Source organism: Rhodococcus sp. ENV425 (assembly GCF_002887785.1).
In the GTDB taxonomy this organism is placed as follows: domain Bacteria; phylum Actinomycetota; class Actinomycetes; order Mycobacteriales; family Mycobacteriaceae; genus Rhodococcus; species Rhodococcus aetherivorans.
The window spans coordinates 754-27,304 of sequence record NZ_PCZU01000149.1; the positions used below are offsets into that span (position 1 = coordinate 754).

The window sequence follows — 26,551 nt, forward strand, 5'->3', positions numbered from 1 at the left end:
CGACGACGTCGCCGGCACCGTAGACGCCCTGGTGGCGGTGTGTCGGCCGATCTACACGGGACCGGCCGACACCGTCGACGTGAACGTCGACCTCGGCGACGGCCGGCGGCTGACCGGCACGGTCGGCGGGGTCCACGGCACCGTCGTCGCCCGCAGCACCTTCTCCCGGCTGGCGCCGAAGCACCGCCTCACCGCCTGGGTGCACCTGCTCGCCGTCGCCGCGTCGGATCGGCCGGGGCAGTGGCAGGCGATCACCACCGGCCGCGGCCGGTTCCGCAGCAGCCCGGCCTGGCGGTCCACGATCAATGCCCCCGCCGACGCGCTCGAGCAGCTCGCCCGGCTCGTGGACCTGCGCGACCGCGGGCTGCACGAGCCGCTGCCGACGGCCACCGCCGCCGCCGCGGAGTACGCCGAGCGGCGACACCGCGGCGACTCCGTCGAGATGGGCGTCGACGCCGCCGCCCAGGAGTTCGGCTCCACCTACGGCGAACGCACCGACCGGCACATCGCCTACCTGTACGGCTCCGGCGTGACGCTGCGGGACCTGACCGCCGTCGCCGCCCGCGACGACGAGCAGGCGTGGCACGGCGAGCCCACCCGGTTCGGCGCCCTCGCGCGGCGCCTGTGGGAGCCGTTGCTGTCCAACGAGATCCAGGGGCGTCCGTGACCCGAACCGTGTCGAAGTTCGACCTGCTCGGGGCGCTCCCGACGGGCACCACCGTGCTCGAGGCCAGCGCGGGAACCGGCAAGACCTACGCCATCGTCGGCCTGGCCACCCGGTTCGTCGCCGAGGGGGCGGCGGAGCTGTCGCAGCTGCTGCTGGTGACGTTCAGCCGCGCCGCGACGCAGGAACTGCGCGAACGCACCCGGGACCGGTTCGCCGGCGTCGCGCGGGCGCTGGCCGACCCGGAGGCCGCGCGGCACCACCCCGACGAGCTGATCCGGCACCTCGCCGGCGGCGACGTGGCCACGCACCGGCGCCGGCTGCTGCGGGCCCTGTCCGACTTCGACGCCGCCACCATCGCCACCACGCACGGATTCTGCCAGCGCATGCTCGACGAGCTCGGTACCGCCGGCGAGCGGGACACCGACGCGGTGCTCGTCGAGGACGTCGACGACCTGACCATCGAGGTCATCGCGGACCTGTACCTGCGCCGGTACGGGCGGGCGGACAGGGCACCGATCTCGCATGCGGAGGCCGCGGAGGCCGCGCGCGCCGCGGTCTTCGACCCCCAGGCCGCCCTCGCCCCCGAGGGCGCCGACGGCACGCCCGCCGGGGAACGCGTCGAGTTCGCCCGGGCCGTGCGGGCCGAGGTCGACCGGCGCAAGCGCCTCGCGGGCCTGCGGGACTACGACGACCAGCTCGCGCTGCTGCACGCGGTGCTGACCGACCCGGAGCACGGCGAGGCCGCGTGCCGCCGCATCGGCTCCCGCTTCCGCGTCGTGCTCGTCGACGAGTTCCAGGACACCGACCCGCTGCAGTGGGAGATCCTGCGCAGCGCGTTCCACCGCCGCACGACCCTCGTCCTCGTCGGCGACCCGAAGCAGGCCATCTACGCGTTCCGCGGCGCCGAGGTGCTGAGCTACCTCGGCGCGATGGAGTTCGCCGACGGCCACCAGGAACTCGTCTGCAACTGGCGCAGCGACGGGAACCTGCTCGCCGCCCTCGACCATCTGTACGGCGGTGCGGCCCTGGGTGATCCGCGGATCGTCGCGCACCCGGTGGAGGCGGCGCAGCCGGCGTCCCGGATCGCCGGGGCAGCGCCGCTGCGGCTGCGGCACCTGCCGCGGACCGGGGCCGGCCCGTGCGGCGCCTCCGGTTTCCCGAAGGCCCAGGCGCTGCAGGAACGGGTGGCACGCGACGTCGCGGCCGACGTCGCGGCCCTGCTCGGTGGCGACGTCACCGTCGACCTCGGGGCCGGCCGCCGGCCCGTCGAACCCGGCGACGTCGCGGTCCTGGTGCGCACCAATGCGCAGGTCGCCCTCGTCCACGGGGCGCTCACCGGTGCCGGGATCCCGGCCGTGCTGGCCGGCGGGACGAGTGTCTTCGCGACCCCGGCCGCGCGGGAATGGCTGCGGGTGCTGCAGGCGCTCGAACAGCCGCACCGCCCCGACCGGGTGCGGTTGGCCGCTCTGACCTCGCTGATGGGCCGCACCGCCGAGGACGTCGATACCCGGGGCGACGAACTCGTCGCCGCGATCGGCACCCTGCTGCGCGAACTGGACGTCGTGTTCGAGCGGTCCGGCTTCGCCGCGCTCTTCGAGCGCCTCGCCGCGTTCTGCGACCTCGAACCGCAGCTGCTGGGATGGCCGGGCGGCGAGCGGGAACTGACCGATCTGCGGCACCTCGCGCAACTGCTCGACGAGACCGCGTCGGCCGAGGCGCTGGGTGTCACGGCGCTGACCCGCTGGCTGACGGAACGGATCGCCGAGGCGGGCACGGCCCGTGCCGACCGCAGCCGCCGCCTCGACAGCGACGCCGCCGCGGTGCAGGTGCTCACCGTCCACGCCAGCAAGGGCCTCGAATTCCCCGTCGTGTACGTGCCGTTCGCGTGGGAGTCGGGCGTCCGGTCGAAACCCGACCGGCTCCTGCTCCACGACGACGACGGCCGCCGCGTCCTCGACGTCGGCGGCGAGGGCAGCGCGGGCTACGGCGAGCGCCGCCGGCGCCACGACGAGGAGGTGGCCGGCGAGGAACTGCGCCTGCTCTACGTCGCGCTGACCCGCGCCCGCTGTCACCTGGTGCTGTGGTGGGCTCCGGGGTACAGCACCTCCGGTGCCCCGCTGCACCGCATGCTCTTCGGCCGCGTGCCGGGCACGTCCGAGATCGCCCACAAGGCGCGCGTGCCCGAGGACCCGATCGTGGCGCAGCAGCTGACCGGGTGGGCCGGCCGGGCCGCAGGCACGGTGTCCGTCGAGGCCGTCGGATCGGCGCCGATCCCCGCCGTCACGTGGGTGCGGCCGCACGAGACCGTCGTGGAACTCGAGGCCGCCCGCTTCGACCGCGAGCTCGACGACGCCTGGCGGCGCACCTCCTACACCGCCCTCACCGCCGCCGCCCACGAGGGGCCCGGCGCGGGCGCCGAGGCCGAACAGCCCGCGAAGACCGACGAACCCGAGGAACCCCCGCTGGTGCCGGCCGACGCGGCGGACGACGGCATCGCGTCCCCGATGAACCCCCTGCCCGGCGGGGCCGTGTTCGGCACCCTCGTGCACGCGGTGCTCGAGGTCGTCGACACCGCGGCCGCCGACCTCGGGGCGGAACTGCTGCGCTGTTGCCGCGACACCGTCGCCGAACAATTCTCCGACGTCGACCCCGAGGAGCTGGCCGAGGCCCTGCTGCCGGTCCTGCGCACCCCGCTCGCCGGGGGCGCGGGCACGCTCGCCGACATCGCTCCCGCCGACCGGCTCGCCGAACTCGACTTCGAGCTGCCCCTCGCCGGGGGTGACGACCCCGTCGCCACCACCGTCACCCTCGACGGTGTCGCCCGGCTGCTGCGTGCTCACCTGCCCGCCGGCGACCCGTTCGCGTCCTACGCCGATCTCGTGGGCATCCTCGAGCCGACCCCGCTGCGCGGCTACCTCACCGGCAGCATCGATTCGGTCCTGCGGATCCACGGCACCGAGCCGCGATTCGTGATCGTCGACTACAAGACGAACCGGCTCGGGCCGGAGGAGCTCACCACCGCCCACTACACCCGGGACCGGATGGCCGAGGAGATGCTGCGCGCCCACTACCCGATGCAGGCGCTGCTGTATGCCGTTGCCCTGCACCGGTATCTGCGGTGGCGGCTGCCCGGGTACGACCCGGCCGTGCACCTCGGCGGCGTGCAGTACCTGTTCGTGCGCGGCATGGTCGGCCCGGACACCCCCGCGGGCTGCGGCGTGTTCGACTGGGCGCCGCCGCCCGCCCTCGTCGCCGAACTGTCCGACCTGCTGGCAGGCAAGGAGGTCCCGTGACGAACGCCCAGGTGGCCCAGCGTGGCAAGGGGGCCCTGCGGGTCTTCAACGAGGCCGGGGTGCTCGCGGCCGCCGACGTGCACGTCGCGCTGCGGCTGGCCCAGCTGTCCGGGGAGACCGCCGAGGACGTGCACCTCGCGACCGCGCTGGCCGTGCGTGCCGTGCGTGCCGGTTCGGTGTGCCTGGACCTGACCCGGTTGCGGGAGGTCACCGTCGACGAGGCCGCAGAGGTGGATCTCGCGGCGCTGCCGTGGCCGGACGACGACGCCGTCGTCGCCGGGTTGCGCCGCAGTCCGCTCGTCGTCGGCGGCGACCGCGGCCCGCTGCGCCCGCTGCGCCTGGTGGACACCGCCGACGGTCCGCTGCTGTACCTCGAGCGCTACTTCCGTCAGGAGGAGACGGTCCGGCAGATCCTCGACGCCCGCGGGCTCGGTCATCCCGTCGTCGACGAGCAGACGCTCGAGCGGGGGCTGCGGGAGCTGTTCCGGGACCAGCACGACCCCGGCCGCCCGGCCGCCGCACCGGATCGGCAGCGCATCGCCGCGGCGCTGGCCGCCACCGGGTGGACCACGGTCATCGCCGGCGGGCCGGGCACCGGCAAGACCCACACCGTCGCCCGGATCCTGGCGCTCCTGACCACGCTGCACGGCCCCGCCCTGCGCATCGGATTGGCCGCGCCCACCGGCAAGGCCGCGGCCCGGCTGCAGGAATCCGTCCGCGAGCAGGCCGAGCCGCTGGGCCTGCGCGCCGACCTGTCCGCGATGACCCTGCACCGCATGCTCGGCTGGCAGCGCGGCCGCACCCGGTATCGCTACCACGCCGGCAACCACCTGCCCTACGACGTCGTGGTCGTCGACGAGACGTCGATGGTGTCGCTGACCATGATGTGCCGGCTGCTCGAGGCCGTCCGCCCCGGCACCCGCCTGATCCTGGTGGGCGACCCCGACCAGCTGACCTCCGTCGACGCCGGCGCCGTCCTGGCCGACCTCGTCGCCCGTCCCGTCACCGCCGCGGGAAACCCCGTTCTCGGCCGCGTCGTGGGACCCGACCTCGACGCCGGCGACGACCCCGCCGAGGCGGCGCTCTCGCCGGGGGAACGGAACCGGCTGCGCGGCGGCGTGATCCGGCTCAGCCGCGGCCGGCGGTTCGGTGGCGACATCGCACACCTGGCCGTCGCCGTGCGGGAGGGCGACGCCGACGCGGTGATGCGGATTCTCGAGGGCGGTGGCACCGAGGTGTCCTTCCACGCGCCGAACGACCTGGAGGCCCTGCGGCACGACGTCGTCACCACCGCCGCGACCGTCACCGCCGCCGCCGTCGCGGGCGACGCCGTGACTGCGCTCGAGCAGTTCGAGACGCACCGCCTGCTGTGCGCACACCGCGAGGGACCGTACGGGGTGCAGTGGTGGGCGCGGCGGGCGATGGAGTGGATCGCCACCGACACCGGCCGGCGGCTCGACGCCGAGCGCTGGTACCCGGGCCAGCCGCTGCTCGTCACCGCCAACGACCACGAGACCCGCATCTACAACGGCGACACCGGCGTCGTGGTCGTCGCCGCCGACGGCGAACCCGTCGCGGCGTTCGCGCGCGGCAAGGAGCCGTTCCGGCTCCACCCGAGCCAGCTGTCGGCCGTGCAGACCGTGTACGCGATGACGATCCACCGCAGCCAGGGCAGCCAGTACGGCACGGTCTCGGTGATCCTGCCCCCGCCCGAATCCTCGCTGCTGACCCGCGAATTGCTGTACACCGCGATCACCCGGGCGCGCGGTCACGTGCGCCTGATCGGCACCGAGGAAGCCGTCCGCGCCGGGGTCGAGCGGCGGGTGCTGCGAGCCAGCGGCCTGCGCCGGCAGCTGCCGGGCCCTCGAGCCGTCCGGTGATACCAAAGTGGTAGCATCGGACTCATGGCCATGACACTCCGGTTGACCGAAGAGCAGGAGCGAGCACTTGCGCTGTTGGCGGAGGCCGACGGTGTGAGTAAGCACGAGGCGACGGTGCGTGCCATCACGGAGGCGGCGGCGCGGCGCGTGCGGGACACGCGGGTGCAGGCGTTGTCCCGTGACGGCCGGGAGCGATACGCTGCGCTGCTCGACCGATTGGCTCAGTGAACGTCGAGTACCTGGAACTCGAGGATCTGCTCGCGCTTGCGGAGGATCTGGGAGTGCCGCACATTCGCGATCTCGGTCTCCTGGATTCGGCTGCGCACCGACCTCGCTCCTCGCTTTTCGGGCGTGATGCCTATCCGTCGATCCACGAGAAGGCCGCGGTGCTGCTCGAATCGATCGCGCGGAACCATCCTCTGGTCGACGGCAACATGCGGCTCTCGTGGATGGCGGTGTTCGTCTTCTACGGCCTCAACGGGCTCGATCTCGACGCGCCGGATGACGACGCGTACGACCTGGTGATCGCCGTCTCTACCGGGACGATCGACTACCGGGCAGCAGCCGAGACACTCGCCGGCTGGACGTAGCGTAGGTCCCCGACGAGCCGTATGAACGGCCGTGCGCCGGAGCGCCGAGTCGGGTCGGAACCCCAGCGGCGACGGGCGCGCGGTGCTCGACCAGGTGCCGGACGACGTGCCCGGCGTCCGCGCCGGCCCCGCCCACGAGCATCGAGCGGAACGACGACTGGAAGCACAGCCCGGTGAAGTACAGGCCGGGGATGTCGGTCACCACCCCGTGCTCCTCGAGCGGCCAGCCGTCCGGGCCGAGCACCGGCAGGTCGATCCAGTCGTAGACCTGGCGGAAACCGGTGCACCACAACACGTTCGTCACGTCGAGGACGCGCCCGCCGGCGAGGACCGGACGGCCGTCGACGACCCCGGTGACCCGTTCGGTGATCCGTTCGACGCCGAGCTCGGCGAGATCCTCCCGTTTGACCCGCAACAGCGGTGCGCCGTGCCGGCGTTCGTGTTCACGCACCTTCCGGCCGAGCGGGGTGCGGACGGAGAGCACGTGGCCCCACACGAACCACAGGACGGGGAAGAGCACCCGCATCCGGCGGCTCTCGATCCGCACCGGGAGCTGCCCGGTGTCGCGGCCGCACAGGATCGTCGGATGGGACGTCGCCACCTCGTAGGCGAGGTCGCCGCCGGAGTGGGAGGCGCCCACCACGAGCACCGGCCCGTCGTTCAGCTGTGTCGGATTGCGGTACTCGCTCGAGTGCAGCTGCACGATCCGCGGGTCCAGCTCCGCCGCGAATTCCGGGATGCTCGGGGTGCGGCCGAACGTGCCGGTCGCGACGACGACGTTGCCGGCCTCGATCCGCATCTCGCCGCAGTCGAGGAGGAATCGGTCGCCGTCGCGCGACAGCCGCCGCACCCGGGTGCCGCCCGTGACGGGGAGATCGAACCGCGCGGCGTATGCCTCGAGATAGTCGGCGACGTCGTCCTTCGTCGGGAACCGGTGCGGATCGCCGGGGAACGGCATGCCGGGCAGGCCGTCGTATCCGGCGGGACTGTACAGGCGCAGCGAATCCCAGTGGCTGCGCCAGTTGTCGCCGATCCGCCGGTTCGCGTCGACGATCAGGAAAGAGCGGCCGCGCCGGGCGAGGTGGTAGCCGGCGGACAGACCCGCCTGGCCCGCGCCGATCACGACGGTGTCGATCAGTCGGGGTGCACTGTCGGTGGTCATGGGGAACTCCTGGCTCGAGGGGTCTGGACGGACGACGTTAGGCGCCGCCGGCATCGGCCGCGTCGGGCGAACTATGTAGCCGGCCGAGAACCCGGATGGGTCATTCTGTGCAGCTCAGAGCAGGTGGTGCTCGTACGCGTATGCCGTCGCGGCCGCCCGGGAGGACACGTCGAGCTTGGTGAAGATGTTGCTCAGGTGCCGTGCCACGGTCTTCTCGCTCAACACGAGTTCACGGGCCACGGCCCGGTTGGTCTTCCCGGTGGCGACGGCCCGCAGCACTTCGACCTCGCGCGGGGTCAGCCGGCCCCGCGCGGCCGGCCGCGTCGGCACTCGCGCGAGGTCCCGCAGGTCCGGCTCGGCGTGCAGGTCCCGGAACGTCGCCGCCGCGGCCTCGTACTCGAGCCGCGCCGACTCGGCATCGCCGAGCGCGTCACAGCAGCGGCCCTGCAGCACCCGCACCCGCGCGCACTCGTAGGGAGCCTCGAACCCGCGCCAGAGCCCGCACGAGCGGCGCAGCCGGTCGAGGGCGGCGCGCGGTGCGCCCTCGGCGAGCAGGACGGCCCCGGTGACCTGCTCGGCGATCGCACTCAACGCCGGAGCGTCCTGTTCGCGGGCCAGCGCCGTGAGTTCGTCGGCGCTGCGGCGCGCGGCCGCGACGTCGCCGACGGCGAGCGCGACCTCCACGTGGCCCGCCAGCAGCCGCGGACGATAGAGGGGAAGCGATTCGCCGAGCGCCCGCCGGATCCCGGCGAGCGCCGCGTCGGGGTCGCCCTGACGCAGACGCAACAGCGCCATGCCCGGTTGGATCTCGCGGCCCAGCCGGCCCGCGCGGCGGTAGGCGTCCTCGGCCTCGTCGAACTCGCCGCGCAGCCGGTGCAGTTCACCCTGTTCGTACAGGGCCATGCCGACGGCCGGTTGCCCCGGTGGGTCCGACAGCCGACGGAACGCGAGCCGGGCCAGGTCCATGGCCTCCGTCCAGGCGCCCTCCAGTTGCAGGATCTCCGCGCGGTGTACGAGGCACTGTCCACGGAACGGGACGAGGCCGGGTTGGGCGTCGCACCAGCGGCCGAGTGCCCGCGTCCATTCCCTGGCCCGCTGCAGTTGGAACGTGCCCTGGCAGGCCTCGATCACCGCGCAGTACACCAGGCCGGCCACGACCGGCGAGACCTCTTCGAGGGTCACGCCGACCATCACCTCGTCCAGCGTGCCGAGACCGCCGGTGACGTCGCCGAGCAGGATCCGGCACTGCCCGATGCCGAGGGTGCTCAGCGCGACGAGGTCGGCGTCGCCGCAGGACCGGCCGATTTCCTGGGCGGCGGTGAACGCGGGCAGGGCGTCGGCCGGGCGGTTCGCATGCATGTCCTGCACCGCCGCCGGCAGCAGCAGGAAGCCGCGCGTCGCGCAGTCCGGGCGTCCGGGCTCGCTCAGGTGCTGGGCCCGGGCGAGCCAGCCGCCGGCGCGCGCCACCTCACCACGGTTCATCAGCAGGAAGCAGAGCCAGAAGGCACTGCGTCCGGCCCGCTCGGGGTCGTCGGCGTCGAGATGGGCCGAGAACGCACGTTCGCACAGCGTCGCGCAGTCGTCGTCCCGGCCGACCAGATACGCCGACCGTGCGAACAGGTCGAGGTCGTCGGCGGTGAGGGGCTCGTGCGCGTCGGCGGCGCGGAACGCGTCGAACGCCCGCGTCCAGTCCCGCGCGTGGAACGCTGCCCGCGCGTGGTCGAGCACCGTCGACGGGCCCATCCTCGCTCCCTGCGGCGACCGAACGTGCACCGAGTGGTTGCCTGCGATCCTACGCCCCCCGGCCACCCGGTCCGGGGCGCTGCGGAGATCAGTCCGGCAGGCCGGGCCGGGTACGGACCGGTGCCAGACCGGAGACGAGGACGACGGCGGTGATCGTTCCGGCGGCCATGATCGCGGCGAGCACCACGATCTGGAAGCGTCCGGCCTCGAGCGGGGACACACCCCCGAAGATCGCGCCGACGAAGGCGCCCGGCAGCGTCACCAGCCCGGTGGTCTTGGTCTGGTCCGTCGACGGGATCAGCGCCGAGTGGACGGCCAGGCGCGTGAGCTCGCGGGTGGACTGCCGCGGCGTCGCACCGAGCGCGAGCCAGCCCTCGACGGTGTCCCAGTTGTCCCCGGTCAGTTCCGTGAAGCGCCGCCCGGCGAGGGTCGCGATCGTCATGGCGTTGCCGACGACGATGCCGCCGATGGCCAGCACGTACCGCGGGGAGAACTCGATTGCGCCGGTGACGAAGACGATCGTGAGCGTCACGGCGATCCCGAGCGCCATCGCACCGGATACGAGGGCCACGTGTCCCGGGCTCCAGCCGATCCGGCGCGATGCGGTGAGAGCCGCCACGGTGAACATGACGAGCAGGGCGGCGCCCACCCAGATCGGATTCGTGATCACCCCGGACAGCACCACGCTGATCAGGGCCAGTTGCACGGCGCCCCGCAGTACCGCGATCGCCGGCGCGAACTGATGCGGGGCGCGGTAGCCCCACAGCACCGCGGTCGTCGTCCCGACGAGCAGTGCCACCCCGACGGCGGTGGGCACCAACTCCAGGGACCAGGTCACCTCCGGAGCGTATCCGCCGGTCGCGCCCCTGCAACATCACCTGTGTCTGCCGTCGGCAGACGAAGCGCCCCGGCGCGCGGAACCGGCGCCAGGATGACGGTCATGATCACCACACCACCGCTGAACTACCGCGACCAACTCGCCGACCGGCTCTTCCAGCACCGCACGGTGCTGCTGACCGGGGAGGTGAACGACGACACGGCCGAACGGGTCTGCTCCGAACTCGTCCTGCTCGCCACGGCCGACACCGAACGCGACGTGGTCGTCTACATCAACTCGCCGGGCGGATCGGTCCTCGCCGGGCTCGCGATCTACGACACCATGAAGCTGATTCCGAACGACGTGGTCACCGTGGCTCTCGGGTTCGCCGCGAGCATGGGGCAGGTGCTGCTCGCCGCCGGCACGCACGGCAAGCGGATCGCCTTGGCGCACAGTCGCATCATGATGCATCAGCCGTCGGCGGGGATCGGCGGCACCGCGATCGACATCGCCATCCAGGCCGACAACTGGGAATACATGAAGCGCCAGTCCGAGGAGATCCTGGCGGCCGAGACCGGGCGCCCGGTGGAGCAGATCGCCGCCGACAGCGACCGGGACCGGTGGTTCACGCCCGAGCAGGCCCGCGAGTACGGCATCGTCGACGCAGTGGTCGACTCGTTCGGTCAGCTCGCCCCGTTCGCGGCCGGTCGCCGGATGGGGTTGTGATCATGTCCCAGTACACGATTCCGCACGTGATCGAGCGGACGCCGGCGGGGGAGCGGTCCTTCGACGTGTTCAGCAGGCTGCTGAACGAGCGAATCATCTTTCTGGGCACGGAGATCGACGACGGCGTCGCGAACGTCGTGATGGCCCAGCTGCTGCACCTCGAAGCCGAGTCGCCCGATCGGGAGATCGGCCTCTACATCAATTCGCCCGGTGGGTCGAGCACCGCGATGATGGCCGTGTACGACACGATGCGGTTCCTGCGGCCGCCCGTCGCCACGTACTGCATGGGTCAGGCCGCGTCCGCGGCGGCGGTGCTGCTCGCGGCCGGAGCACCGGGCCGGCGCTTCGTGCTCGCCCACTCGCGGGTGCTGCTGCACCAGCCGTCGACGCAGGGGCAGGGCACGATCTCGGACCTGTCGCTCCAGGCCGCAGAGGTGTTGCGGATCCGCGCGCAGACCGAGGAGATCCTTGCCGAGCACACCGGTCAGGACCCGGCGCGCCTGCGCAAGGACACCGACCGGGACCGCGTCTTCACCGCGCAGGAGGCCATCGACTACGGGCTCGCCGACGAGCTGATCGTCGACCGCGAGCCGTAGTGGCCGGGCCGCAGGGTGCACTCCCCCCTTCGGGTGGCCGAATGTGACATGCGTTCGCTCGGATCGAAGCGGTGTGACATTCGGCCACGTTGGGTGGGGGCGCTCAGCGGATCAGGTTCCCCAGGTCGACCGGGATCTGCGCGCCGGTGATGTACTTCGCCTCGTCCGAGCACACCCACGCGACGACGGCCGCGACGTCCTCGGGCTGCAGGATCTCGTACGGCAGGGAGTTCATGTAGATCGGGCCGAGAGTGGTCGCGTACTTCGCGATCAGCGGGTGCAGGTCGCTGACCTTCATGCCGGTCTCCACCCCGGCCGGGTGGACGGTGTTGACCCGGATCCGATGCTCGCCGAGTTCGTTCGCCATCGTCTTCGCCAGTCCGGTGATGCCGTGCTTCGTCGCGACGTAGTGGCCGGTGAACGGGGTGCCCTTGAGACCCGAGACGGAACTGGTGAAGACGACCGCGCCGCCCTCGCCCTGCTCGATCAGGTAGGGCACGGCGGCCTTCGCGGTGTGGAACACTCCGGTGAGGTTGACGTCCACCGTTTCGCGCCACTGCTCGAGGGTGATCTCCCACGACAGCGCGCCCGAGCAGATGCCGGCGTTGGCGACGACCACGTCGAGCCGGCCGAGCCGGTCCACGCCGTCGGCGAGTGCCCGCGAGAGCGCGTCGAAGTCCCGCACGTCCGCGGTCGTGGCGACGATGCGACGCCCGGTCGTCTCGACCAGCCGCACGGTCTCCGCGAGATCCTCCTCCGTGGCGCCCGGGTAGGCGGTCGAGGCGAAATCGATGCACGCGTCGATCGCGATGATGTCGGCGCCCTCCCGGGCGAACTGCACCGCCTCGGCGCGGCCCTGGCCGCGGGCTGCGCCGGTGACGAAGGCGACCTTGTTCTCGAAACGGCCGGCGGCATCCATGCTCGTCTCCTCGGCAGTGGGGGGATCGTCGGGTCGGACGCGGATTCTCCAGCCCCGAAGCGACGGGCGATACCACGGGTTCCGCTCAGCGGGACCGGGGCTCAGGCGGCGCACAGCTCCACGCGCGGGTCGCGCACCCGCTCGACCTGCGCGTTCACTCGCGCGGCGGTCAACCGCCGGATCCCGCGCGAGAGCAGGTGCTCGACGGGCAGGTGCAGCGCGCCGCACACCGAGCGCAGCACCTCCGACGACGGCTCCTTGCGGCCGCGCTCGATCTCGGACAGGTACTGCTTGGACATGCCGACCGCGGCCGCGACGTCGGCGAGGCTGCGGTCCTGATCCCGGCGTTCGTCGCGCAGGATCTCCCCGTAGACCTCGCGCAGCAGGCGCTCGGGCCGCGGCCCCCGGGCACGGTGCTGTCGGCGCCGGGCGTCGAGATCCGCGACGGCGGGCCGGTCCGCTGCTGACATGATCGTCAGTCTCGCACGACGTCCCGGCAGGAGCGCCGATGTTCACCGAGGGCAGAGTGCTCTCACCCGCAGTTCGGTTTCGGCGCGACCGAATTCGCGCAGATGACCGACGAATTTCTCGGCAGCCCATCCGGTCGCGAATCCGCCTTTGCCGGAGCATAATTCGTTGCGGGACAAGGCTGCGGGGACGCGGCACCCAACGATGAAAAGGGCCGTCGGTCTACCCCATTGACGAATCAGGCGGCCTGATACCGCCGGGCGTACCAGTCGGCGACGACAGAGCGGGCACCGGACAGGGCCAGCATCTGGTGAACGGGACCGCCCAGGCACAGTTGCCTGCGCACGTCGGCGGCGGTGGGGCTGCCGAGGCCGGCAGCAGTACCGACTCCGACGAGGATTTCTGCGGGTAGCCGGCTGTGGTGGCCTCGGATCAGGATCTGTTCGGTATCCACCAGGTGAAGCGGCACGTCCTCGGCTCCGGTGACGTCGCCGATCACCACGGCCACGTAATTGGTCTCCTCGCAGTCCTGGTAGGCGATGAGCCGGGCGGATCGTCCAGTGAGGTGAACGCGTTCGTCGAGGACGACGCCGATCGCGAGGTGGCCGTCCGGCCGCTGTGTGGCTGTCGCCTGCAGTCCGGTGCCCAGAAGCACCCGCCGTGCGCTCCAGCTGAAGAAGGTGTGGGCCGGTGCGTTCATGGTGTCGTCTTTCTGGTGTATGGGTGTCGACCGGGGGCCGGTCCCGATAACTCCTATTGTTGTGATGTGGGACACATAACTCTTGGGTGCTGGGCCTGAAGTGAAGGCCGTGCATTGCGCTGTCTGCGCAATGCTGTTGCGCGAGCACAACGACGTGGGTCGCACGATCCCGTGTTGCCGACGGCTCGACGTGAGAGGCTGCGATGCGGCGATATTCGCAGCGGCGGGCGAACGTGAGGGAGTCGGCACAGGCACTTCGGGCTGTGGAGGATCGCCTCAGGTAAGTGCTTCCAGGCCAGGGAGTGCGGGGCAGGCACGGTCGCCACGATCACGACCCGACGCAGGGCTCGGGACGGGCATCCTCGGGGGCTCGGCCTGTACCCGGATTTGTGGGGCGGCAACTCGGTGTCTGGCCGTCCCCATTCGTGGTGCAGTCCTCGAGCGGAGCTCTGCGGGTGCCGCAGAAGCGGACATCGCGGTACCTGCGCCCGCACTGGGTCCAGTGCCGCTGCGACGCTCAGAAGCCGACGTGGGTCATGGATACCGAGAGGGCGCCGGTGCGCCGCAGCACGGTGTGGACGTGACTGCCCGGATCCTGCACCGCGTGTGCGAGGCGGGCGCGCTGGGTGAGCACTTCCGCGGGGGAGTGCCCCATCGCCCCGAGCAGGATCTGTGGTGCGGTGCCATCGCGACCGGCCTCGAGCAGGAGGCGTGGGGCGGCAATCACGCGCAGCGGCACGGCCGATCGGTCGGTGACCTCGCCGATGACCAGGCACACGAAGCCGTCCTCGTCGCCGGTGCTGTCAGCGCAGACCAGCTGGGCCGTTCCCGCCGGCAAGTGCAGCGGCACGGTAGGGGTGGGGCGATCCGGATGGGCCGTGGTAGTTACGTCCGTGACACCGACCAGCGGTAGCGCGTGGGTGCGAGCGAACTCGACGATCTCGTCGCCGGTGGCCATGTCGATGGGCTCGGTGACACCGACGACGGTGCCCATGACTGCCGCTGCAGCAGATCCCGCCTCGGCGGCCAGGCGGACGGCGCACTCCGCGAATCCGAATCGGCGGACCGGGGCGCTCAGGCGTGCCCGCAGCGGCACGACGTGCCCAGGACGAGTGAACGAGTCGACCGTTGCGTGCGGCGATGCCAGTAACCGGGCGGTCACCCCCCGATCAGCGGCGGAGATGCCGGTGCCGATCTCGTCCTTGGCGTCGACGGTGACGCATTGGGCGGCGCCGTCGTCTGCGCCCAGCTGCGCGACCAGCCCGAGTTGGTCGCAGCGCGTGTCTTCGAGGGCCACCTGCAAGAACCCGGAGGTGTGGCGGACCGCGAACGCGGTCAGCTCGGTGCTGGATCGGGCGGCGGAATAGACCACGTCGCCGCGACGGGGATGGTCGACGTCGTCACACAGCAGGATTGCGCCGCCTCGGGCCAGGGCGGCCACAGCCGTCGCTACCCGCTCGATCGCGTGGATGTGCATGCCGGTCGGTGACAGGTCGACCAGGGCTTCGGTTGCGGTGGTGTGAGGCTCGTCGACGATGGTCATGGCAGGTTCCTCGAATACTCGGGTCAGTGCGGAAGGTGGGTGCCGAAGGTGCGGCCGTAGTAGACCAGCGGTTGCCCGTCGGCCAGTTCGGCGACATCGACTTCGCCCAGGGCGATGACATGGTCTCCTCCGTCGACCAGATCGGTGACGGTGCAGGCGATCCAGCCCGGCGCTCCCGGGATACGCGGCAGATCGTGGTCGAGTTCCCAGCGGGTGCCGTGGAACTTGCCGACACCGCCCTTCTTGGCGAAGGCCAACGCGGTGTGCGCTTGGTCGGCGCCGAGGATGTTCAGGCCGAAACGGCCGGATTCGCGGAGCAGTTCGAGTGTTTCCGAGCCGCGGTCGAGGGAAACCAGGACCATCGGCGGGGTCATCGACAGCGAGGTGAACGCGCTGACGGTGGTGCCGTAAGGTAATCCGCCGGAGATCGCCGTCACGATCGATACCGGCGTGGCGACGCCGGCCATCACCTCTTTGAACGCGGCCTGCACGGTGGGATCCGTGGTGGTCATGGTGTTCTCCTTCGGGTCCAAGGGTGGTGCGTCGGCCGGTGATGTCACGGCCGAGCAGCTGGCGGGGGATGATCCGCTTCTGGATTTCGTTGGCGACCTTGTTGATTGCGCCGATCTTGCTGTCGCGGTAGATCGCTTCGACCGGGCCGACGGTGCCATCGGCCTCCCGGGGTGGCGGGCCGGTCGCGTAGTCGAAGCCGAGGACATGGTGGTGACTTCGGAACAAGAAGGGCGGTGCGGGTGGAAGACCGTGGGCCGGTGGCGGGATCGCCGCACCGGCCCACGGCAGCGCGGGGTGAGATCGTCAGGCGTCGAGCCTGTCACGGCTGACGATCGGGTTGCGCACCACACCGATGTGCTCGACCTCGACCTCGACGACATCGCCGGGGGTGAGGAACCGCTGCGGGGTCATTCCCACCCCGACCCCACCGGGGGTGCCGGTGGCGATCACATCGCCGGGCCGCAGGGTGACGGTGTCGGTGATGTACGCGATGATCTTGCCGACCGAGTGGATCAGATCGCTGGTGTTCGCGTCCTGAACGGTCTCGCCGTTGACGCGGGTCTGCACGCGCAACCCGCTGGGATCGGCCAGTTCGTCGGTGGTGACGAGGACCGGGCCGATCGGACCGGACCGGTCGGCATTCTTGCCGAGGGTGAACTGGGGGGTCTCGATCTGCTTGCGGCGGGCGCTGAGATCGTTGAACGCGGTGTAGCCGAGCACGTGCTGCAGCGCGGTGTCCTCCTGTGCGCCCCACACGGTCTCGCCGATGACCACGGCGAGTTCGACCTCCCAGTCCAGGCCCTTCTCGGTCGGCGGGACCGGCACCGGGGTGCCGTCGGTGACCAGGGTCGATTCCCACCGGCCGAAGATCATCGGGAACTTCGGCAGGTCGAGACCGGCGACGGACTTCGACTCGTCGGCGTGCGAGAGATAGTTGATGCCCACGCAGAACACCCGGGCCGTCTCCGGCACAGGGGGTTCCTGTTCGAGGTCGCCGAGGGCGTAGACCTCGCTGCTGTGCTCGCGCAGGGCGGCGCGAGGGTCACGGTAGAATTCGGTGGCCGTGCCCAAGGGGGTGACCTTCTCCCCGTCGACCGAGCCGATGTATCGGGTGCCGTCGGCGCGATATCCGATCAGACGCATTGTTTTCTCCTTGAACCAGATTGGTGTATGGGTCTGGTGATGGGGGGATCGAACGGATCTCAGTTGGGGCGGAAGCCGAAGTCGACGCCGGTGACGGACTCGTCCCACCTGGTGGTGATGTACTTCGGCTGGGTGTAGAACCGCCAGGAATCGTTGTTCAGGCCGGTGTCACCGAACACCGAGCTCTTCCAGCCGGCCACCGCATAGGTCGCCACCGGAACCGGAATCGGCACGTTCACCCCCACCATGCCGGCCGAGGCTTCGCGCTGGAACCTGCGGGCCGCGCCTCCGGAGGCGGTGAAGATCGACGCGCCGTTGCCGTACTGGTGGTCGCGGATCAGCGCGAGCGCCTCGTCGAGAGTGTCGACCCGGACCACGCACACCACCGGGCCGAACACTTCGGTCCGGTAGATCGCCGAGGACTTCTCGACGTGGTCTACCAGCGCGGGGCCGACGTAGAAACCGTTCTCGAATCCGGGTACCTGCTCACCGGTCCGGTCGACGACGACGGTGGCACCGGAGTTTTCGGCAGTGGCGACGATTCCGCGGATGCGCTGCTGGGCGGCCGCGGAGACCACCGGTCCGATCTCGGACTTCGGATCGTTGCCGGGACCGATCACGACGGTCCGGGCACGCTCGGCCAGGGCAGCGACCAGTTCGTCGCCCACCCCTCCGACCGCGACGGCGACGGAGACGGCCATGCAGCGCTGACCTGCGGCCCCGAACCCGGCCGAGGCGATCGCATCGGCCGCGACATCGATGGGAGCATCGGGCATGACCACCAGGTGGTTCTTCGCCCCACCGAAGGGCTGGGCGCGCTTGCCGGCCTCGGCGGCGCGCTTGTAGACGCTGTGTCCGACGGCGGTGGACCCGACGAACGACACGGCGGTCACCTCGGGCGCATCGATGAGCGCCTCGACCGTCTCCTGCCGGCCGTGCAGGACGGTGAAGACCCCGTCGGGCAGCCCGGCTTGCTTGAACAGCTCCCCGAGGCGGATGGCCGGGCCCGGATCCTGCTCGCTGGGCTTGAGGATGAAGGTGTTGCCGCAGGCGATGGCGACGGACGCCATGATCAGCGGAATCATCACCGGAAAGTTGAACGGAGTGATCCCGAGCGTGACACCGAGCGGGTGCCGGATGGAGAAGGTGTCGATTCCGCGACCGGTCTGCTCGGAGGTCTCTCCCTTGAGCAGGGCCGGTACACCGCAGGCCAGTTCGACGCTGTCGAGGCCGCGGGCGACTTCACCGCGGGCGTCGTCGACGGTCTTGCCGTGCTGCGCGCTGATCAGCGCGGCCAGTTCGTCCTGGTGCTCGCGCAGCAGGTTACGGAAGTTGTAGAGCACCTGGGCGCGCCGGGCGGCCGGCAGGTCCCGCCAGGCGGGAAACGCCGCCGACGCCGACGCGAGGGCCTGCTTGAGCGTATCGGCGTCGGCCAGGCTCACCGAGGCGATCGGGTCGCCGGTGGCGGGGTTGAGCACTGGGAGCTGCTCGCCGGCCGAGACGTGGGCTTGTCCGTTGATCCAGTGGGGAATAGTGCTGCTCATGGGGGGTCTTCCTTGCAGTGGGATGATCGAGCCGGAGCCGGAACGGTCAGGACTGGGGGCCACGTTTGCCAACCTGGCCACCTTCGTAGACCTCGACATGTGCGCCCTCCGGCACCGAGTCGTTGTCTTCCGGGGAGCCGACCTTGCGCCAGATTTCGTAGGCGATCTCGCGGGCGATCTTGCCGTCGCGCATCTGGAAGCAGTGCACCACTCGCGCGCTCATCTTCGTGCCGATCGGGTACGGCAGGTTCGGCATCTTGTCGCCGGTGACCGTGACGTAGGCGATCTGGTCGTCGAAGACGAACTCCTCGGTGGCAAAACGCCGCAGCGAGATCGTCTTGTCGAACACCAGGGTGTCGAAGATGCCGTAGTAGCCCTTCTTCACGTCCTCGGCGTCGAGGTAGACCTGTCCGCGCGAGGGGGCCTCCCAGATGATGTCGTCGGCGTAGAGCGCGATCGCCTTCTCCACATCGTCAGGGTTCTCGTTGTGAAAATGCGCCTGCACGACCTCGAGGTTGCGGGCGATGATCTCCTCGCGGGTGAGTTCGGAATCCGGACGCGTATCGGCGATCACGTCGTCTACGTGGCGGGTCTGGGCCTGGGTCATGGGAGTTCAACCTTTCGGGTGACAGCTACATCAGGTCGGCGGGACCACACGCCGGTCGGGCCGGGAAGGAATGAGGTGTGTCCTACGTGCCGTGTATCCATCTTGTGTGAGACCGGACACATGGTTCTTGGGTCGAGAGACAAACGCTGCGGCGATCGATTGGGTTCGCCGCTCACTCGCCCGCCCGCTGCGGTCACTCTGGTGATGTAATGGGCAGACTCGTCAGGAACGGCGAAACAGGCTCTGCCAGAGCCTGTTTCGCCGTTCCTACCGGGGCCGGGTATGCGTCGGCGGCGGTGCTCAGTAGGTGGCCGGGACTGCGCGCCGGACCTGGACGCGGCGCGTGGCCAGCACCGGCGGCACGGCGGCGACCACAGCAATGACGACCACGACCGGCCCGGCCAGTGCACCGGGGATTGCGTCGGCAGGCCACAGCGCCAGGGCTGCATCCGCCGAATATGCACCGGGGCCGGTGAAACCCAGGCACAGCGCCGCCGCGGCCAGCACGAACGGATACTCGCCGCCGCCGGCAGAGTTCCAGAACGCGCGGTTGAGCAGGCTCATCGCGGCTCCGGCGACCGTCATCGTGCCGGCGGCGATCGCCGCACCCAGCGGGGTGGCCAGCCCCAGCCCCAGCAGCAGCGCAGCGGTCAGTTCGCACACGACGGCCAAGCGTACCTTCGTGCGCGGCGGGTGCTGACCGAGCTTGTCGAACAGTGCTTCGGCCCCCTTCGGGCCCGGGCCCTGGAACCAGCCGAGTGCCTTCTGGGTGCCGTGGGCGAACAGCACTGCGGCCAGCAGCAGCCGCAGCAGAAGAAGTCCGATGTCCATGTCATCTGCTTTCTGTGGAAACGGGGCATCACACACCGCAGCGCAGCCCGAGGCAGGCACCTGCCGGTGCCAGCCGGGGCCTCAGCGGCTAGCGGGCGCGCTTTTTCATCTCGCGCACGTCGCCGCTGTCGGTGATGCCCATGTTGTCTTTGAGTACGAGCGCCACCCAGGTTTCGAGGGTGTACTCGTCGAGGCTGTGGCCGAGCAGATCCTCGGCCTTCTTCAGGCGGTAGCTGACGGTGTTGCGTACGACGTACAGTTCGTTGGCCACGGCCAAGGGACTGCGCTTGAGCCGCAGGTAGGCGGCGGCGGTCTTGCGCAGGTCTTCGATGTGGGGGTCGTCGGCGGCGAGTTCGCCGAGGACGTCGTCGACGAAGCGGCGTGCCTTGTCCATGTCGTGCACCAGCAGCGTCAGCAGACGGACCTCGTCGAAGCTCACCAACGCGTCGGGCACCCCCGGCAGCGCATCGGCGACGGCTCTGGCCTCGCGGGCCTGTTCGTGGGTGCGGACGAAACCGTCGAGTCCCCGTCGGGGGCTGCCGAGGGCCCCGCGGATGCCGGGGTTGGCGTCGAGCACCGACTTCAACTGGTCGGGCTCGAGTGCTCGGATGCTGTTGCCCCAGGCATACAGGCTCGACAACCCGTGCGGCATGATCAGTGTCTGTTCGGCGCCGGCGGCGTGCAGCAATGCCAGGGCGATCTTGTGGAGGGCGGAATCGTCGGCGGTGGCCGGGCGGTCGAACCACAGGATCAGTCCCAGATGGGTGCGGTGCGCCAGCACATAGTGCAGCACCTGCTCGGCGCCGCGGACATCGGTGCAGGTGCCGGCGAGCACCGCAGTGACGACCTCTTCGCGGGCGGCGACGGTGGTCATCACCCAGCGTTCGTGCTCGGCACCGTATTCGTGACCGATGTCGTCGCTGAACTTGTCGATGAAACCGAACAGTGCCTCGGAGGCGTGCTGCAGTTGCGCGGGTTGGTCGGCGACGGATACGACATCGACACAGGCCCGCATGTAGGCCTCGGCAAGCCAGGCGTGGCCCTGCCGCACCGCCGCCCACACGACCGGCAGGGCGATCCCGCGGTGGACGTAGTCCTGGATGGCGCGGGCGGTGTCCTCGGTCATCGGTTCGCCGACCAGTTCCCCGCTGTCGATCACCCGCATGGCGATGATGGCTGCCGATTCCGTGCCCCACCGGACGGTGGCGACCTGGGCTGGGCCTTTCCCGAATTCGGGGAAGACGTCGACGCATCGCACGGCGATGTCGTGGCCCAACCGCACCGCCCAGTCGACGGCGTCGGCGCCGAGCTGGGCGATGGCCGGTTCGAGCACCGCAGGTGAGCACACCGGTTCGACACGAGCGTCGGGTTCGACGCGGAGTCGACGAACCCAGGTACCCTGGTGGACGGTCATGACCGGTGGCTCCTTTCCTGCGGCGCTGTGGGTTACGGCCGGATCATTCGCCGAGGAACTCGGCGTAGTTCCAGTAGTCGTTCAGTTCGGTGACCTTGCCGGCGACCTTGCGGCCCACGATGGCGTACTTGACGCTGAACTTCTTGCCGGTTGCCTTGATCGCGCCCAGGTCCTGGGCGAAGGTACCGATCATCAGGGCCTGGCCGGCGCAGTCGGTGTCCGTTTCGAACGTGTGCAGCAGTTCGAACCGCAGATCGGGCAACGAGACGAACGTGGCGGCCATGAACTGGGCCAGTTCCTCGCGGCCCTTGAACGTAGTGCCGAGCGTCTTGTCGGTGTAGACCAGGTCGTCGTGGAAGTGGGCCAGCACGCCGTCGATGTCGTGCTCGTTCCACCGCTCGTAGATGGTGTCGAGAATTGTCATGCCCATGCCTCTCTCTTGTCAGTGTGACCGATGAGCCGGAGGTTCAGATGGTGTTGGTGTTCGGATCCAGGCCGAGCAGCACCCGGCCGTAGAGCTCGGTGTTGGTGTTCGGCTGCATCAGCGCATGCAGTGACAACGACTGCATGTCGCGGTGGTAGCGCTGGATCGGAACCGAATTCTGGATCGCCGACGCCCCGCTGGCCTGGAACAACACGTCGACGACCTCACGGCAGAGCTTGGTGGCGTGGCCGAGATGGCCACGGATCTCCGCCCGGTCCGGCAGCGACAGCGGCTTGCCGAGATTGCCGTCGATCAGCGCGGCGGCACGGGTGCTGTGCGCTTCGGCCGAGAACAGCTTCAGGGTGGCCTCGGCGACCTGATGATGGGTGATCGGGGCCTCGCTCTGGCTGGCGTAATCGGTGTAGGTGATGGTCCGGCCCGGCAACCGTTCGAGGAACACATCCAGCGCTCCGCGGGCGATGCCGATCGGCGGGCCGGCCGAGGCCGCGAGGAACAGGGCGATGCCGGGCGTCCGGAAGTAGGGGTTCTCCGCCGACGCGGTGCTTCCCGGGTAGTTTCCGGTGGCCAGATTCTGCACCGGCAGCGCCCGGTGGCCGGGGACGAAGACCTCCCGGGCGACGGTGGTGCGGCTGCCGGTACCGGACAGACCACACGCGTACCAGTCGTCCTCGAAGTCCAGCTCGCTGTAGGGGATCATCAGGAACTGCGGAGCGACGCCGCCGTCCTCGTCCTCGACCATCGCGGTCAAACCGGCCCAGTGGGCGTTCGCCGCCCCGGTGTTGAAGGCCCAGCGGCCGCTGACGACGATGCCGCCGTCCTGCCGCTTGCCCTTGCCGGTCGGAGCGAACACTCCGGCGGCGCGCACCCCAGGGGTGGCGTAGATGTCCTCCTGGGCCTGGTCCGGGAACAGGTTGATCATCCAGTTCATCGCGGTGATCAGCGTGCACACCCAGCCGGTGGACGGACAGCCGCGGGCGACCTCGGCGAGGATGTCGTTCTGCAGCGCGACCGGCGCCTCGAAACCACCGCGAGTCCGGGGCAGGGTCAGCCGAAACAGGCCGGCGGCGGCGAGTGCGTCGATGTTCTTCTCGGGGACCTGGCGCAACGCTTCGGTCTCGGCGGCGTTCTCGCGCAGGAACGGGACCAGGGTGCGGACGCGTTCGAGCACGTCGTGCGCGGATTCGATGTCGGTGACTGGTTCGGTGACCGTCATGATGCCCTCCAACAGAGCGTGAGGTGGGTAAGGGAGATGGGAGTCGGGTAGGCCGGTGGTCTCAGGCGGTGAGCCCGGCTGCGGACGCGGCGGCGTCGACCTGGTGCCGGGTGTTCTCGCCGTCGGCGACGAGGTCGTCGATGTCGACATCCATCAGGACGCCGTTGCGCTTGACGCCGTGGCCGGCGACGAACACGTCGGTCACGTGCGCTGAGCCGGCGTTGAGGACGACCGCGCCGATCGCGGAGTTGACCGGTCCGGTCTCGGGCCCGTTGAGATCGACCAGGACGATGTCCGCCTGCTTGCCGACCTCGATCGAGCCGGTGACCCGGTCCAGTCCCAGAGCGCGGGCGCCCTCGATCGTCGCCCACGCCAGCACGTCGCGGGTGGTATGCAAGGTGGCCTGTCCGCCCTCGCGCAGGATGGTGTGGCTGACCATGCGGCTCTGCTCGTACGCGCTGCGCATCTGGCCGAACAGGTCTCCCGAGACCCCGACTTCGGCGTCGACACTCAGGCTCGGGCGCAGGCCGACCGCGTCGAATCGAGCGAACGCCGGAGCGCCGTGCCCCATCACCGCCTCCACCGCCGGGGACGAGGAGATGGTGCCGCCGGAGTCCGCGATCAGCTTCAGTGCGCCGTCGCTGCAGGTGTTGGCGTGCACGTAGGTGATGTCGGAGCCGAGCAAACCCTGCTCGCCCAACGTCTCGACGGAATTGCGGGCCCCCAGCGCGGAACAGCCGACGTGGATGGTCATTCGCAGCCCCAGCTCACGGGCGAGGCGCACGTCGTCCCAGGCGGCGCCGTAGGTGCTGAACTCCGGTCCGCGGACCGCCGCGGCGAGGGTGAGCAGGTTCTCGTCGGTGGTGCGGTACTGTTCGACGATTCGGCGGATGTCCTCGGGGTGCCGGTTGTCGCACTCGACACCGAGGGACTCGTGCACGGGGTGCAGGCCGACACTGTGGGCGTACACCGCACGGATCTTCGCAGCCTGCAGGGCAGCGATCGCCGCATCCGAGTGCTCGGGGCTGTTGGAAATGTGCGACCAGTCCAGAATCGTGGTGATTCCGCCGTTCAGTGCCGCGGTCGCACCCAGCAGGTTGCTGGTGTAGACGTCCTCAGGACGGAAGAACTGCCCCAGGCTCAGCACTGCCTGGAAGTAATCCATCAAGTCGCCGTCGGGCAGCATATTGCGCAGGACGGTCTCCCACATGTGCCGGTGGGTGTCGATCAGCCCGGGAATGACGATGCGGCCGGTGGCGTCGACGATCTCGTCGGCCTCGGCCTCGATCGAAGGCCCGACCGCAACGATCAGGCCGTCTTCGATCAGGATGTCGCCCTCGGGAATGTCGTTGTTCTCCGGGGCCGTGGGGATGATGTAGCCACCCCGGATCAGGACACGCCTGCTCATATCGATGAACCTCTCTGGTTGTTGAACGAGCCCAGCGCTGCCTGGCTGCAAGGAACGGGAAGAGCGCCGTCCGGCTGCGCAGTAGGATCAGTCGCTGACTGTGACGACCATCATGTGTGACTGCCGGCACAGGGCTCTTGCGCTCGGAGCAACATCGCCAGGCGAACCGTTGCGCCCGCCGCGCACCCGTCCCGCGCGCCGGTGAACCGCCCGCGCCTCGGCGCAGGAAGGTTTCCTAGCGTCAGCCGGGCTCCGTCCCGGGCAGCAGCGCCCGCACCGCGTCGATCGTGTCCGCCTCGGCGGCCGTCTTGTCGGGGCGGTAGCGCACCACCCGCGCGAATCGCAGCGCCACCCCGCCGGGGTAGCGCGGGCTGACCTGCACGCCGTCGAGTTCGATCTCCACGACCAGCTCCGGCCGCAGGTACACCGCGTGTGCGTCGCGGCTGCGTTCGTGCCGCGGGAATTCCTCGGTCTGCCATTGCAGCAGCGCGTCGGTCAGCCCCTTGAACGTCTTGCCGACCATGATCGGTTCACCGCCGTCCGGGTCCCGCGCGCCCAGATGGAGATTGGACAGGTACCCGGTGCGGCGGCCGTAGCCCCACTCGGCGCCGAGCACCACCAGGTCGAGGGTGTGCTCCGGCTTGACCTTCTGCCAGGCGCGGCCACGCCGGCCCGCCGCGTAGGGTGCGGTGAGGTCCTTGACGACGACGCCCTCGTGGCCGGCGGCGAGCGCGGCCTCGAACTGGGCCTTGGCTGCGGCGTCGTCCGGCTGCAGCACGCCCGGGATCCGGTGCTCGGGGGCGACCCGCTGCAGGGCGTCGAGACGCTCGGCGAGCGGTGCGTCGAGCAGGTCGACGCCGTCGAGGTGCAGGCAGTCGAAGAAGTACGGGTGCAGCAACAGATCGTGGGCGGACTCGGCGCCGAAGCGGCTCATGGTCTCCTGGAACGGCCGGGGCCGGCCCTCGGGGTCGAGCGCCAGGGTCTCGCCGTCGAGCACCACCGACGTGCACGGCAGCGCGGCGACCAGATCGACGAGTTCCGGTACGCTGCCGGTGATCTCGCGCAAGGTGCGGGTGAACACCCGCACCGTCTCGTCGTGGCGGTGCACCTGGATGCGGGCGCCGTCGAGCTTGTATTCGACGCTGACGTCGCCGCCGAACCGGCTGTAGGCGTCGGCGAGGGACGGCGCGGGAGAGGCGAGCATCGGCCTGATCGGCCGGCCCACCTCGAGACGGAACGCGGTGAGCGCGTCGGCGCCGCCGGTGAGCGCGGCGGCCGCCGTCACGGACAGTTGCCCGGAGAGCATGAACGCCCGGCGCACCGTCTCGGCGGGCAGACCGGCCGTGGCGGCCACCGCGTCGGTCATCACGCCCTCGAGCGCGCCCTGCCGCAGATCCCCGGTGAGCAGCCGCACCAGGAACTCCTGTTCGGCGGTGGTGGCCGCGCCGAGCAGCGTGGCGAGCAGTTCGCGGCGCCGCCCCGTCGATCCGGTCCCGGCCAGACCGGCGAGCTCGGTGAAGGCCCGGTCGACGTCGGAGACGGTCAGCGACGGCGCGTCGGCCGGGTCGACGCGGGCCCCGGCGAGGGTGCGCCAGCCCACGCCGATGCGGCCCTGGCGGGGCTCGCCCGCCAGCCACGACACCGCGGGCTCGACCTCCACGGGGTCGAGGATGGCGAGGAGGCTGCGCAGTTCTTCCACCTTGGTCCGTCGCGACCGGGTGGTGCCGACGGCCCGTGAGGTGGCGACGATCGTCGAGAAGAGCACGTCCCGACCGTACCGACCCCCGCCGGTTCCGGCGCAGGTTCACCGCCGGCCGGTCAGTCGCCGACGCGTTCGCCCGTCTCCGGATGGAACAGGTGCACCGAGCCCTCCCGCTTGCGCAGCCGGATCGTGTCCGCGAGCCGGGCCGGGGTGCGGGTGAGCGACCGCGCGACGAGGGTGGTGTCGCTGCGCGCGACGCGGGTGTACACGTACGACTCGCTGCCGAGTTCCTCGACGAGGTCGACGATGGCCTCGACGCCGTCGCCGTCCGTGATCTCCAGCTGTTCGGGCCGGATCCCGACGGTGACGGTCTCGAGGCCGGCGCGGTGCAGCGAGGCGATGCGGTCCCGTTCGACGTCGACGACGGTGCTGCCGATCTGCACGCCGCCGTCGACGATCCGCGCGTCGAGCAGGTTCATCGCGGGCGAGCCGATGAACCCGGCGACGAACGCGTTGGCGGGCCGGTCGTACAGCTCGGTGGGGGAGGAGAACTGCTGCAGCGTGCCGCCGCGCAGCACCGCCACCCGGTCGCCCATGGTCATCGCCTCGACCTGGTCGTGCGTGACG

The 26,551-nt window shown here is 70.5% G+C and carries 24 protein-coding genes and 1 pseudogene; 7 read left to right on the top strand and 18 right to left on the bottom strand.

Annotation, left to right across the window (positions count from 1 at the left end; translation table 11 throughout):
* The 5 genes and pseudogenes from CQZ88_RS30905 to CQZ88_RS11660 form a co-directional block, all read left to right on the top strand.
* Positions 1 to 667 (top strand): annotated as a pseudogene (locus CQZ88_RS30905) (exodeoxyribonuclease V subunit gamma); the annotation flags it as partial.
* Positions 664 to 3,960, top strand: coding sequence for a UvrD-helicase domain-containing protein (locus CQZ88_RS11645; RefSeq protein WP_180986995.1), 3,297 nt, complete (start codon positions 664 to 666; stop codon positions 3,958 to 3,960). The pseudogene CQZ88_RS30905 and the gene CQZ88_RS11645, both read left to right, overlap by 4 nt.
* On the top strand, positions 3,957 to 5,840 hold the full coding sequence (gene recD, locus CQZ88_RS11650) for an exodeoxyribonuclease V subunit alpha (RefSeq protein ID WP_029542275.1): 1,884 nt from the start codon (positions 3,957 to 3,959) through the stop codon (positions 5,838 to 5,840). Before CQZ88_RS11645 ends, recD begins: the two co-directional genes overlap by 4 nt.
* 24 nt (positions 5,841 to 5,864) lie before the next feature.
* The gene (locus tag CQZ88_RS11655) at positions 5,865 to 6,068 is read left to right on the top strand and encodes a hypothetical protein (RefSeq protein ID WP_006948033.1); all 204 of its coding nucleotides are present in this window, start codon (positions 5,865 to 5,867) and stop codon (positions 6,066 to 6,068) included.
* A 53-nt stretch (positions 6,069 to 6,121) separates the two neighbouring features.
* Positions 6,122 to 6,430 carry a type II toxin-antitoxin system death-on-curing family toxin gene (locus CQZ88_RS11660; RefSeq protein ID WP_258008570.1) on the top strand — a complete coding sequence of 103 codons (309 nt, stop codon included), beginning with the start codon at positions 6,122 to 6,124 and terminating at the stop codon, positions 6,428 to 6,430.
* On the opposite strand, the gene CQZ88_RS11665 is transcribed toward CQZ88_RS11660, so the two are convergent.
* The 3 genes from CQZ88_RS11665 to CQZ88_RS11675 form a co-directional block, all read right to left on the bottom strand.
* The gene (locus CQZ88_RS11665; RefSeq protein ID WP_102799776.1) at positions 6,375 to 7,592 is read right to left on the bottom strand and encodes an NAD(P)/FAD-dependent oxidoreductase; all 1,218 of its coding nucleotides are present in this window, start codon (positions 7,590 to 7,592) and stop codon (positions 6,375 to 6,377) included. The genes CQZ88_RS11660 and CQZ88_RS11665 overlap by 56 nt on opposite strands.
* A gap of 114 nt (positions 7,593 to 7,706) precedes the next feature.
* Positions 7,707 to 9,335, bottom strand: coding sequence for a LuxR family transcriptional regulator (locus CQZ88_RS11670; protein WP_102799777.1), 1,629 nt, complete (start codon positions 9,333 to 9,335; stop codon positions 7,707 to 7,709).
* An 88-nt stretch (positions 9,336 to 9,423) separates the two neighbouring features.
* Positions 9,424 to 10,173 carry an ABC transporter permease gene (locus CQZ88_RS11675; protein ID WP_043799209.1) on the bottom strand — a complete coding sequence of 250 codons (750 nt, stop codon included), beginning with the start codon at positions 10,171 to 10,173 and terminating at the stop codon, positions 9,424 to 9,426.
* 102 nt (positions 10,174 to 10,275) lie between these two features.
* Between CQZ88_RS11675 and CQZ88_RS11680 the strand changes: the two genes are divergently transcribed.
* Both CQZ88_RS11680 and CQZ88_RS11685 read left to right on the top strand, forming a co-directional pair.
* Entirely contained in the window at positions 10,276 to 10,878 is a 603-nt protein-coding gene (locus CQZ88_RS11680; protein ID WP_029542283.1) for a ClpP family protease, read from the top strand.
* Between the two features lie 2 nt (positions 10,879 to 10,880).
* Positions 10,881 to 11,474 (top strand): ATP-dependent Clp protease proteolytic subunit, encoded by a 594-nt coding sequence (locus tag CQZ88_RS11685; RefSeq protein WP_029542284.1) that lies wholly within the window; start codon positions 10,881 to 10,883, stop codon positions 11,472 to 11,474.
* Between the two features lie 103 nt (positions 11,475 to 11,577).
* On the opposite strand, the gene CQZ88_RS11690 is transcribed toward CQZ88_RS11685, so the two are convergent.
* The 15 genes from CQZ88_RS11690 to CQZ88_RS30910 all read right to left on the bottom strand — a co-directional run.
* Positions 11,578 to 12,393: a mycofactocin-coupled SDR family oxidoreductase gene (locus CQZ88_RS11690; protein WP_006948042.1), complete on the bottom strand. Its 816-nt coding sequence runs from the start codon at positions 12,391 to 12,393 to the stop codon at positions 11,578 to 11,580.
* Between the two features lie 101 nt (positions 12,394 to 12,494).
* A complete protein-coding gene (locus CQZ88_RS11695; RefSeq protein WP_102799778.1) occupies positions 12,495 to 12,863 on the bottom strand; it encodes a helix-turn-helix domain-containing protein in 369 nt (122 codons plus the stop codon).
* 236 nt (positions 12,864 to 13,099) lie between these two features.
* Complete coding sequence (locus tag CQZ88_RS11700; protein ID WP_102799779.1) at positions 13,100 to 13,561, bottom strand: hypothetical protein; 462 nt, start codon at positions 13,559 to 13,561, stop codon at positions 13,100 to 13,102.
* A gap of 517 nt (positions 13,562 to 14,078) precedes the next feature.
* Positions 14,079 to 15,104 carry a 3,4-dihydroxy-2-butanone-4-phosphate synthase gene (locus tag CQZ88_RS11705; RefSeq protein ID WP_102799780.1) on the bottom strand — a complete coding sequence of 342 codons (1,026 nt, stop codon included), beginning with the start codon at positions 15,102 to 15,104 and terminating at the stop codon, positions 14,079 to 14,081.
* Positions 15,105 to 15,127: 23 nt separating this feature from the next.
* Positions 15,128 to 15,616, bottom strand: coding sequence for a flavin reductase family protein (locus CQZ88_RS11710; protein ID WP_258008561.1), 489 nt, complete (start codon positions 15,614 to 15,616; stop codon positions 15,128 to 15,130).
* Positions 15,617 to 15,920: 304 nt separating this feature from the next.
* Complete coding sequence (locus CQZ88_RS11715) at positions 15,921 to 16,760, bottom strand: fumarylacetoacetate hydrolase family protein (RefSeq protein ID WP_102799781.1); 840 nt, start codon at positions 16,758 to 16,760, stop codon at positions 15,921 to 15,923.
* A gap of 59 nt (positions 16,761 to 16,819) precedes the next feature.
* Positions 16,820 to 18,304, bottom strand: a complete 1,485-nt coding sequence (locus CQZ88_RS11720; RefSeq protein ID WP_102799782.1) for a CoA-acylating methylmalonate-semialdehyde dehydrogenase — start codon at positions 18,302 to 18,304, stop codon at positions 16,820 to 16,822.
* 46 nt (positions 18,305 to 18,350) lie between these two features.
* Positions 18,351 to 18,911 (bottom strand): nuclear transport factor 2 family protein, encoded by a 561-nt coding sequence (locus CQZ88_RS11725; RefSeq protein WP_258008562.1) that lies wholly within the window; start codon positions 18,909 to 18,911, stop codon positions 18,351 to 18,353.
* 300 nt (positions 18,912 to 19,211) lie between these two features.
* Positions 19,212 to 19,742: a DoxX family protein gene (locus CQZ88_RS11730; protein WP_102799783.1), complete on the bottom strand. Its 531-nt coding sequence runs from the start codon at positions 19,740 to 19,742 to the stop codon at positions 19,212 to 19,214.
* Between the two features lie 88 nt (positions 19,743 to 19,830).
* A complete protein-coding gene (locus CQZ88_RS11735; protein ID WP_102799784.1) occupies positions 19,831 to 21,156 on the bottom strand; it encodes a CdaR family transcriptional regulator in 1,326 nt (441 codons plus the stop codon).
* Positions 21,157 to 21,199: 43 nt separating this feature from the next.
* The gene (locus tag CQZ88_RS11740) at positions 21,200 to 21,580 is read right to left on the bottom strand and encodes an ester cyclase (protein ID WP_180986996.1); all 381 of its coding nucleotides are present in this window, start codon (positions 21,578 to 21,580) and stop codon (positions 21,200 to 21,202) included.
* A gap of 43 nt (positions 21,581 to 21,623) precedes the next feature.
* Positions 21,624 to 22,814, bottom strand: coding sequence for an acyl-CoA dehydrogenase family protein (locus CQZ88_RS11745; protein ID WP_180986997.1), 1,191 nt, complete (start codon positions 22,812 to 22,814; stop codon positions 21,624 to 21,626).
* A 61-nt stretch (positions 22,815 to 22,875) separates the two neighbouring features.
* Entirely contained in the window at positions 22,876 to 24,222 is a 1,347-nt protein-coding gene (locus CQZ88_RS11750) for an amidohydrolase family protein (protein ID WP_102799787.1), read from the bottom strand.
* Between the two features lie 241 nt (positions 24,223 to 24,463).
* Positions 24,464 to 25,987, bottom strand: coding sequence for an ATP-dependent DNA ligase (locus tag CQZ88_RS11755; RefSeq protein WP_102799788.1), 1,524 nt, complete (start codon positions 25,985 to 25,987; stop codon positions 24,464 to 24,466).
* A gap of 53 nt (positions 25,988 to 26,040) precedes the next feature.
* Positions 26,041 to 26,551: TOBE domain-containing protein (locus CQZ88_RS30910; protein ID WP_258008563.1), on the bottom strand; the 511-nt coding region annotated here is incomplete at its 5' end.

Excerpts from the sequence above, each read along its gene's own strand:
- CQZ88_RS11655 (WP_006948033.1), top strand. The coding sequence starts at position 5,865 with ATGGCCATGACACTCCGGTTGACCGAAGAGCAGGAGCGAGCACTTGCG.
- CQZ88_RS11665 (WP_102799776.1), bottom strand. The coding sequence starts at position 7,592 with ATGACCACCGACAGTGCACCCCGACTGATCGACACCGTCGTGATCGGC.
- CQZ88_RS11670 (WP_102799777.1), bottom strand. The coding sequence starts at position 9,335 with ATGGGCCCGTCGACGGTGCTCGACCACGCGCGGGCAGCGTTCCACGCG.
- CQZ88_RS11680 (WP_029542283.1), top strand. The coding sequence starts at position 10,276 with ATGATCACCACACCACCGCTGAACTACCGCGACCAACTCGCCGACCGG.
- CQZ88_RS11685 (WP_029542284.1), top strand. The coding sequence starts at position 10,881 with ATGTCCCAGTACACGATTCCGCACGTGATCGAGCGGACGCCGGCGGGG.
- CQZ88_RS11690 (WP_006948042.1), bottom strand. The coding sequence starts at position 12,393 with ATGGATGCCGCCGGCCGTTTCGAGAACAAGGTCGCCTTCGTCACCGGC.
- CQZ88_RS11695 (WP_102799778.1), bottom strand. The coding sequence starts at position 12,863 with ATGTCAGCAGCGGACCGGCCCGCCGTCGCGGATCTCGACGCCCGGCGC.
- CQZ88_RS11700 (WP_102799779.1), bottom strand. The coding sequence starts at position 13,561 with ATGAACGCACCGGCCCACACCTTCTTCAGCTGGAGCGCACGGCGGGTG.
- CQZ88_RS11705 (WP_102799780.1), bottom strand. The coding sequence starts at position 15,104 with ATGACCATCGTCGACGAGCCTCACACCACCGCAACCGAAGCCCTGGTC.
- CQZ88_RS11710 (WP_258008561.1), bottom strand. The coding sequence starts at position 15,616 with ATGACCACCACGGATCCCACCGTGCAGGCCGCGTTCAAAGAGGTGATG.
- CQZ88_RS11715 (WP_102799781.1), bottom strand. The coding sequence starts at position 16,760 with ATGCGTCTGATCGGATATCGCGCCGACGGCACCCGATACATCGGCTCG.
- CQZ88_RS11720 (WP_102799782.1), bottom strand. The coding sequence starts at position 18,304 with ATGAGCAGCACTATTCCCCACTGGATCAACGGACAAGCCCACGTCTCG.
- CQZ88_RS11725 (WP_258008562.1), bottom strand. The coding sequence starts at position 18,911 with ATGACCCAGGCCCAGACCCGCCACGTAGACGACGTGATCGCCGATACG.
- CQZ88_RS11730 (WP_102799783.1), bottom strand. The coding sequence starts at position 19,742 with ATGGACATCGGACTTCTTCTGCTGCGGCTGCTGCTGGCCGCAGTGCTG.
- CQZ88_RS11735 (WP_102799784.1), bottom strand. The coding sequence starts at position 21,156 with ATGACCGTCCACCAGGGTACCTGGGTTCGTCGACTCCGCGTCGAACCC.
- CQZ88_RS11740 (WP_180986996.1), bottom strand. The coding sequence starts at position 21,580 with ATGACAATTCTCGACACCATCTACGAGCGGTGGAACGAGCACGACATC.
- CQZ88_RS11745 (WP_180986997.1), bottom strand. The coding sequence starts at position 22,814 with ATGACGGTCACCGAACCAGTCACCGACATCGAATCCGCGCACGACGTG.
- CQZ88_RS11750 (WP_102799787.1), bottom strand. The coding sequence starts at position 24,222 with ATGAGCAGGCGTGTCCTGATCCGGGGTGGCTACATCATCCCCACGGCC.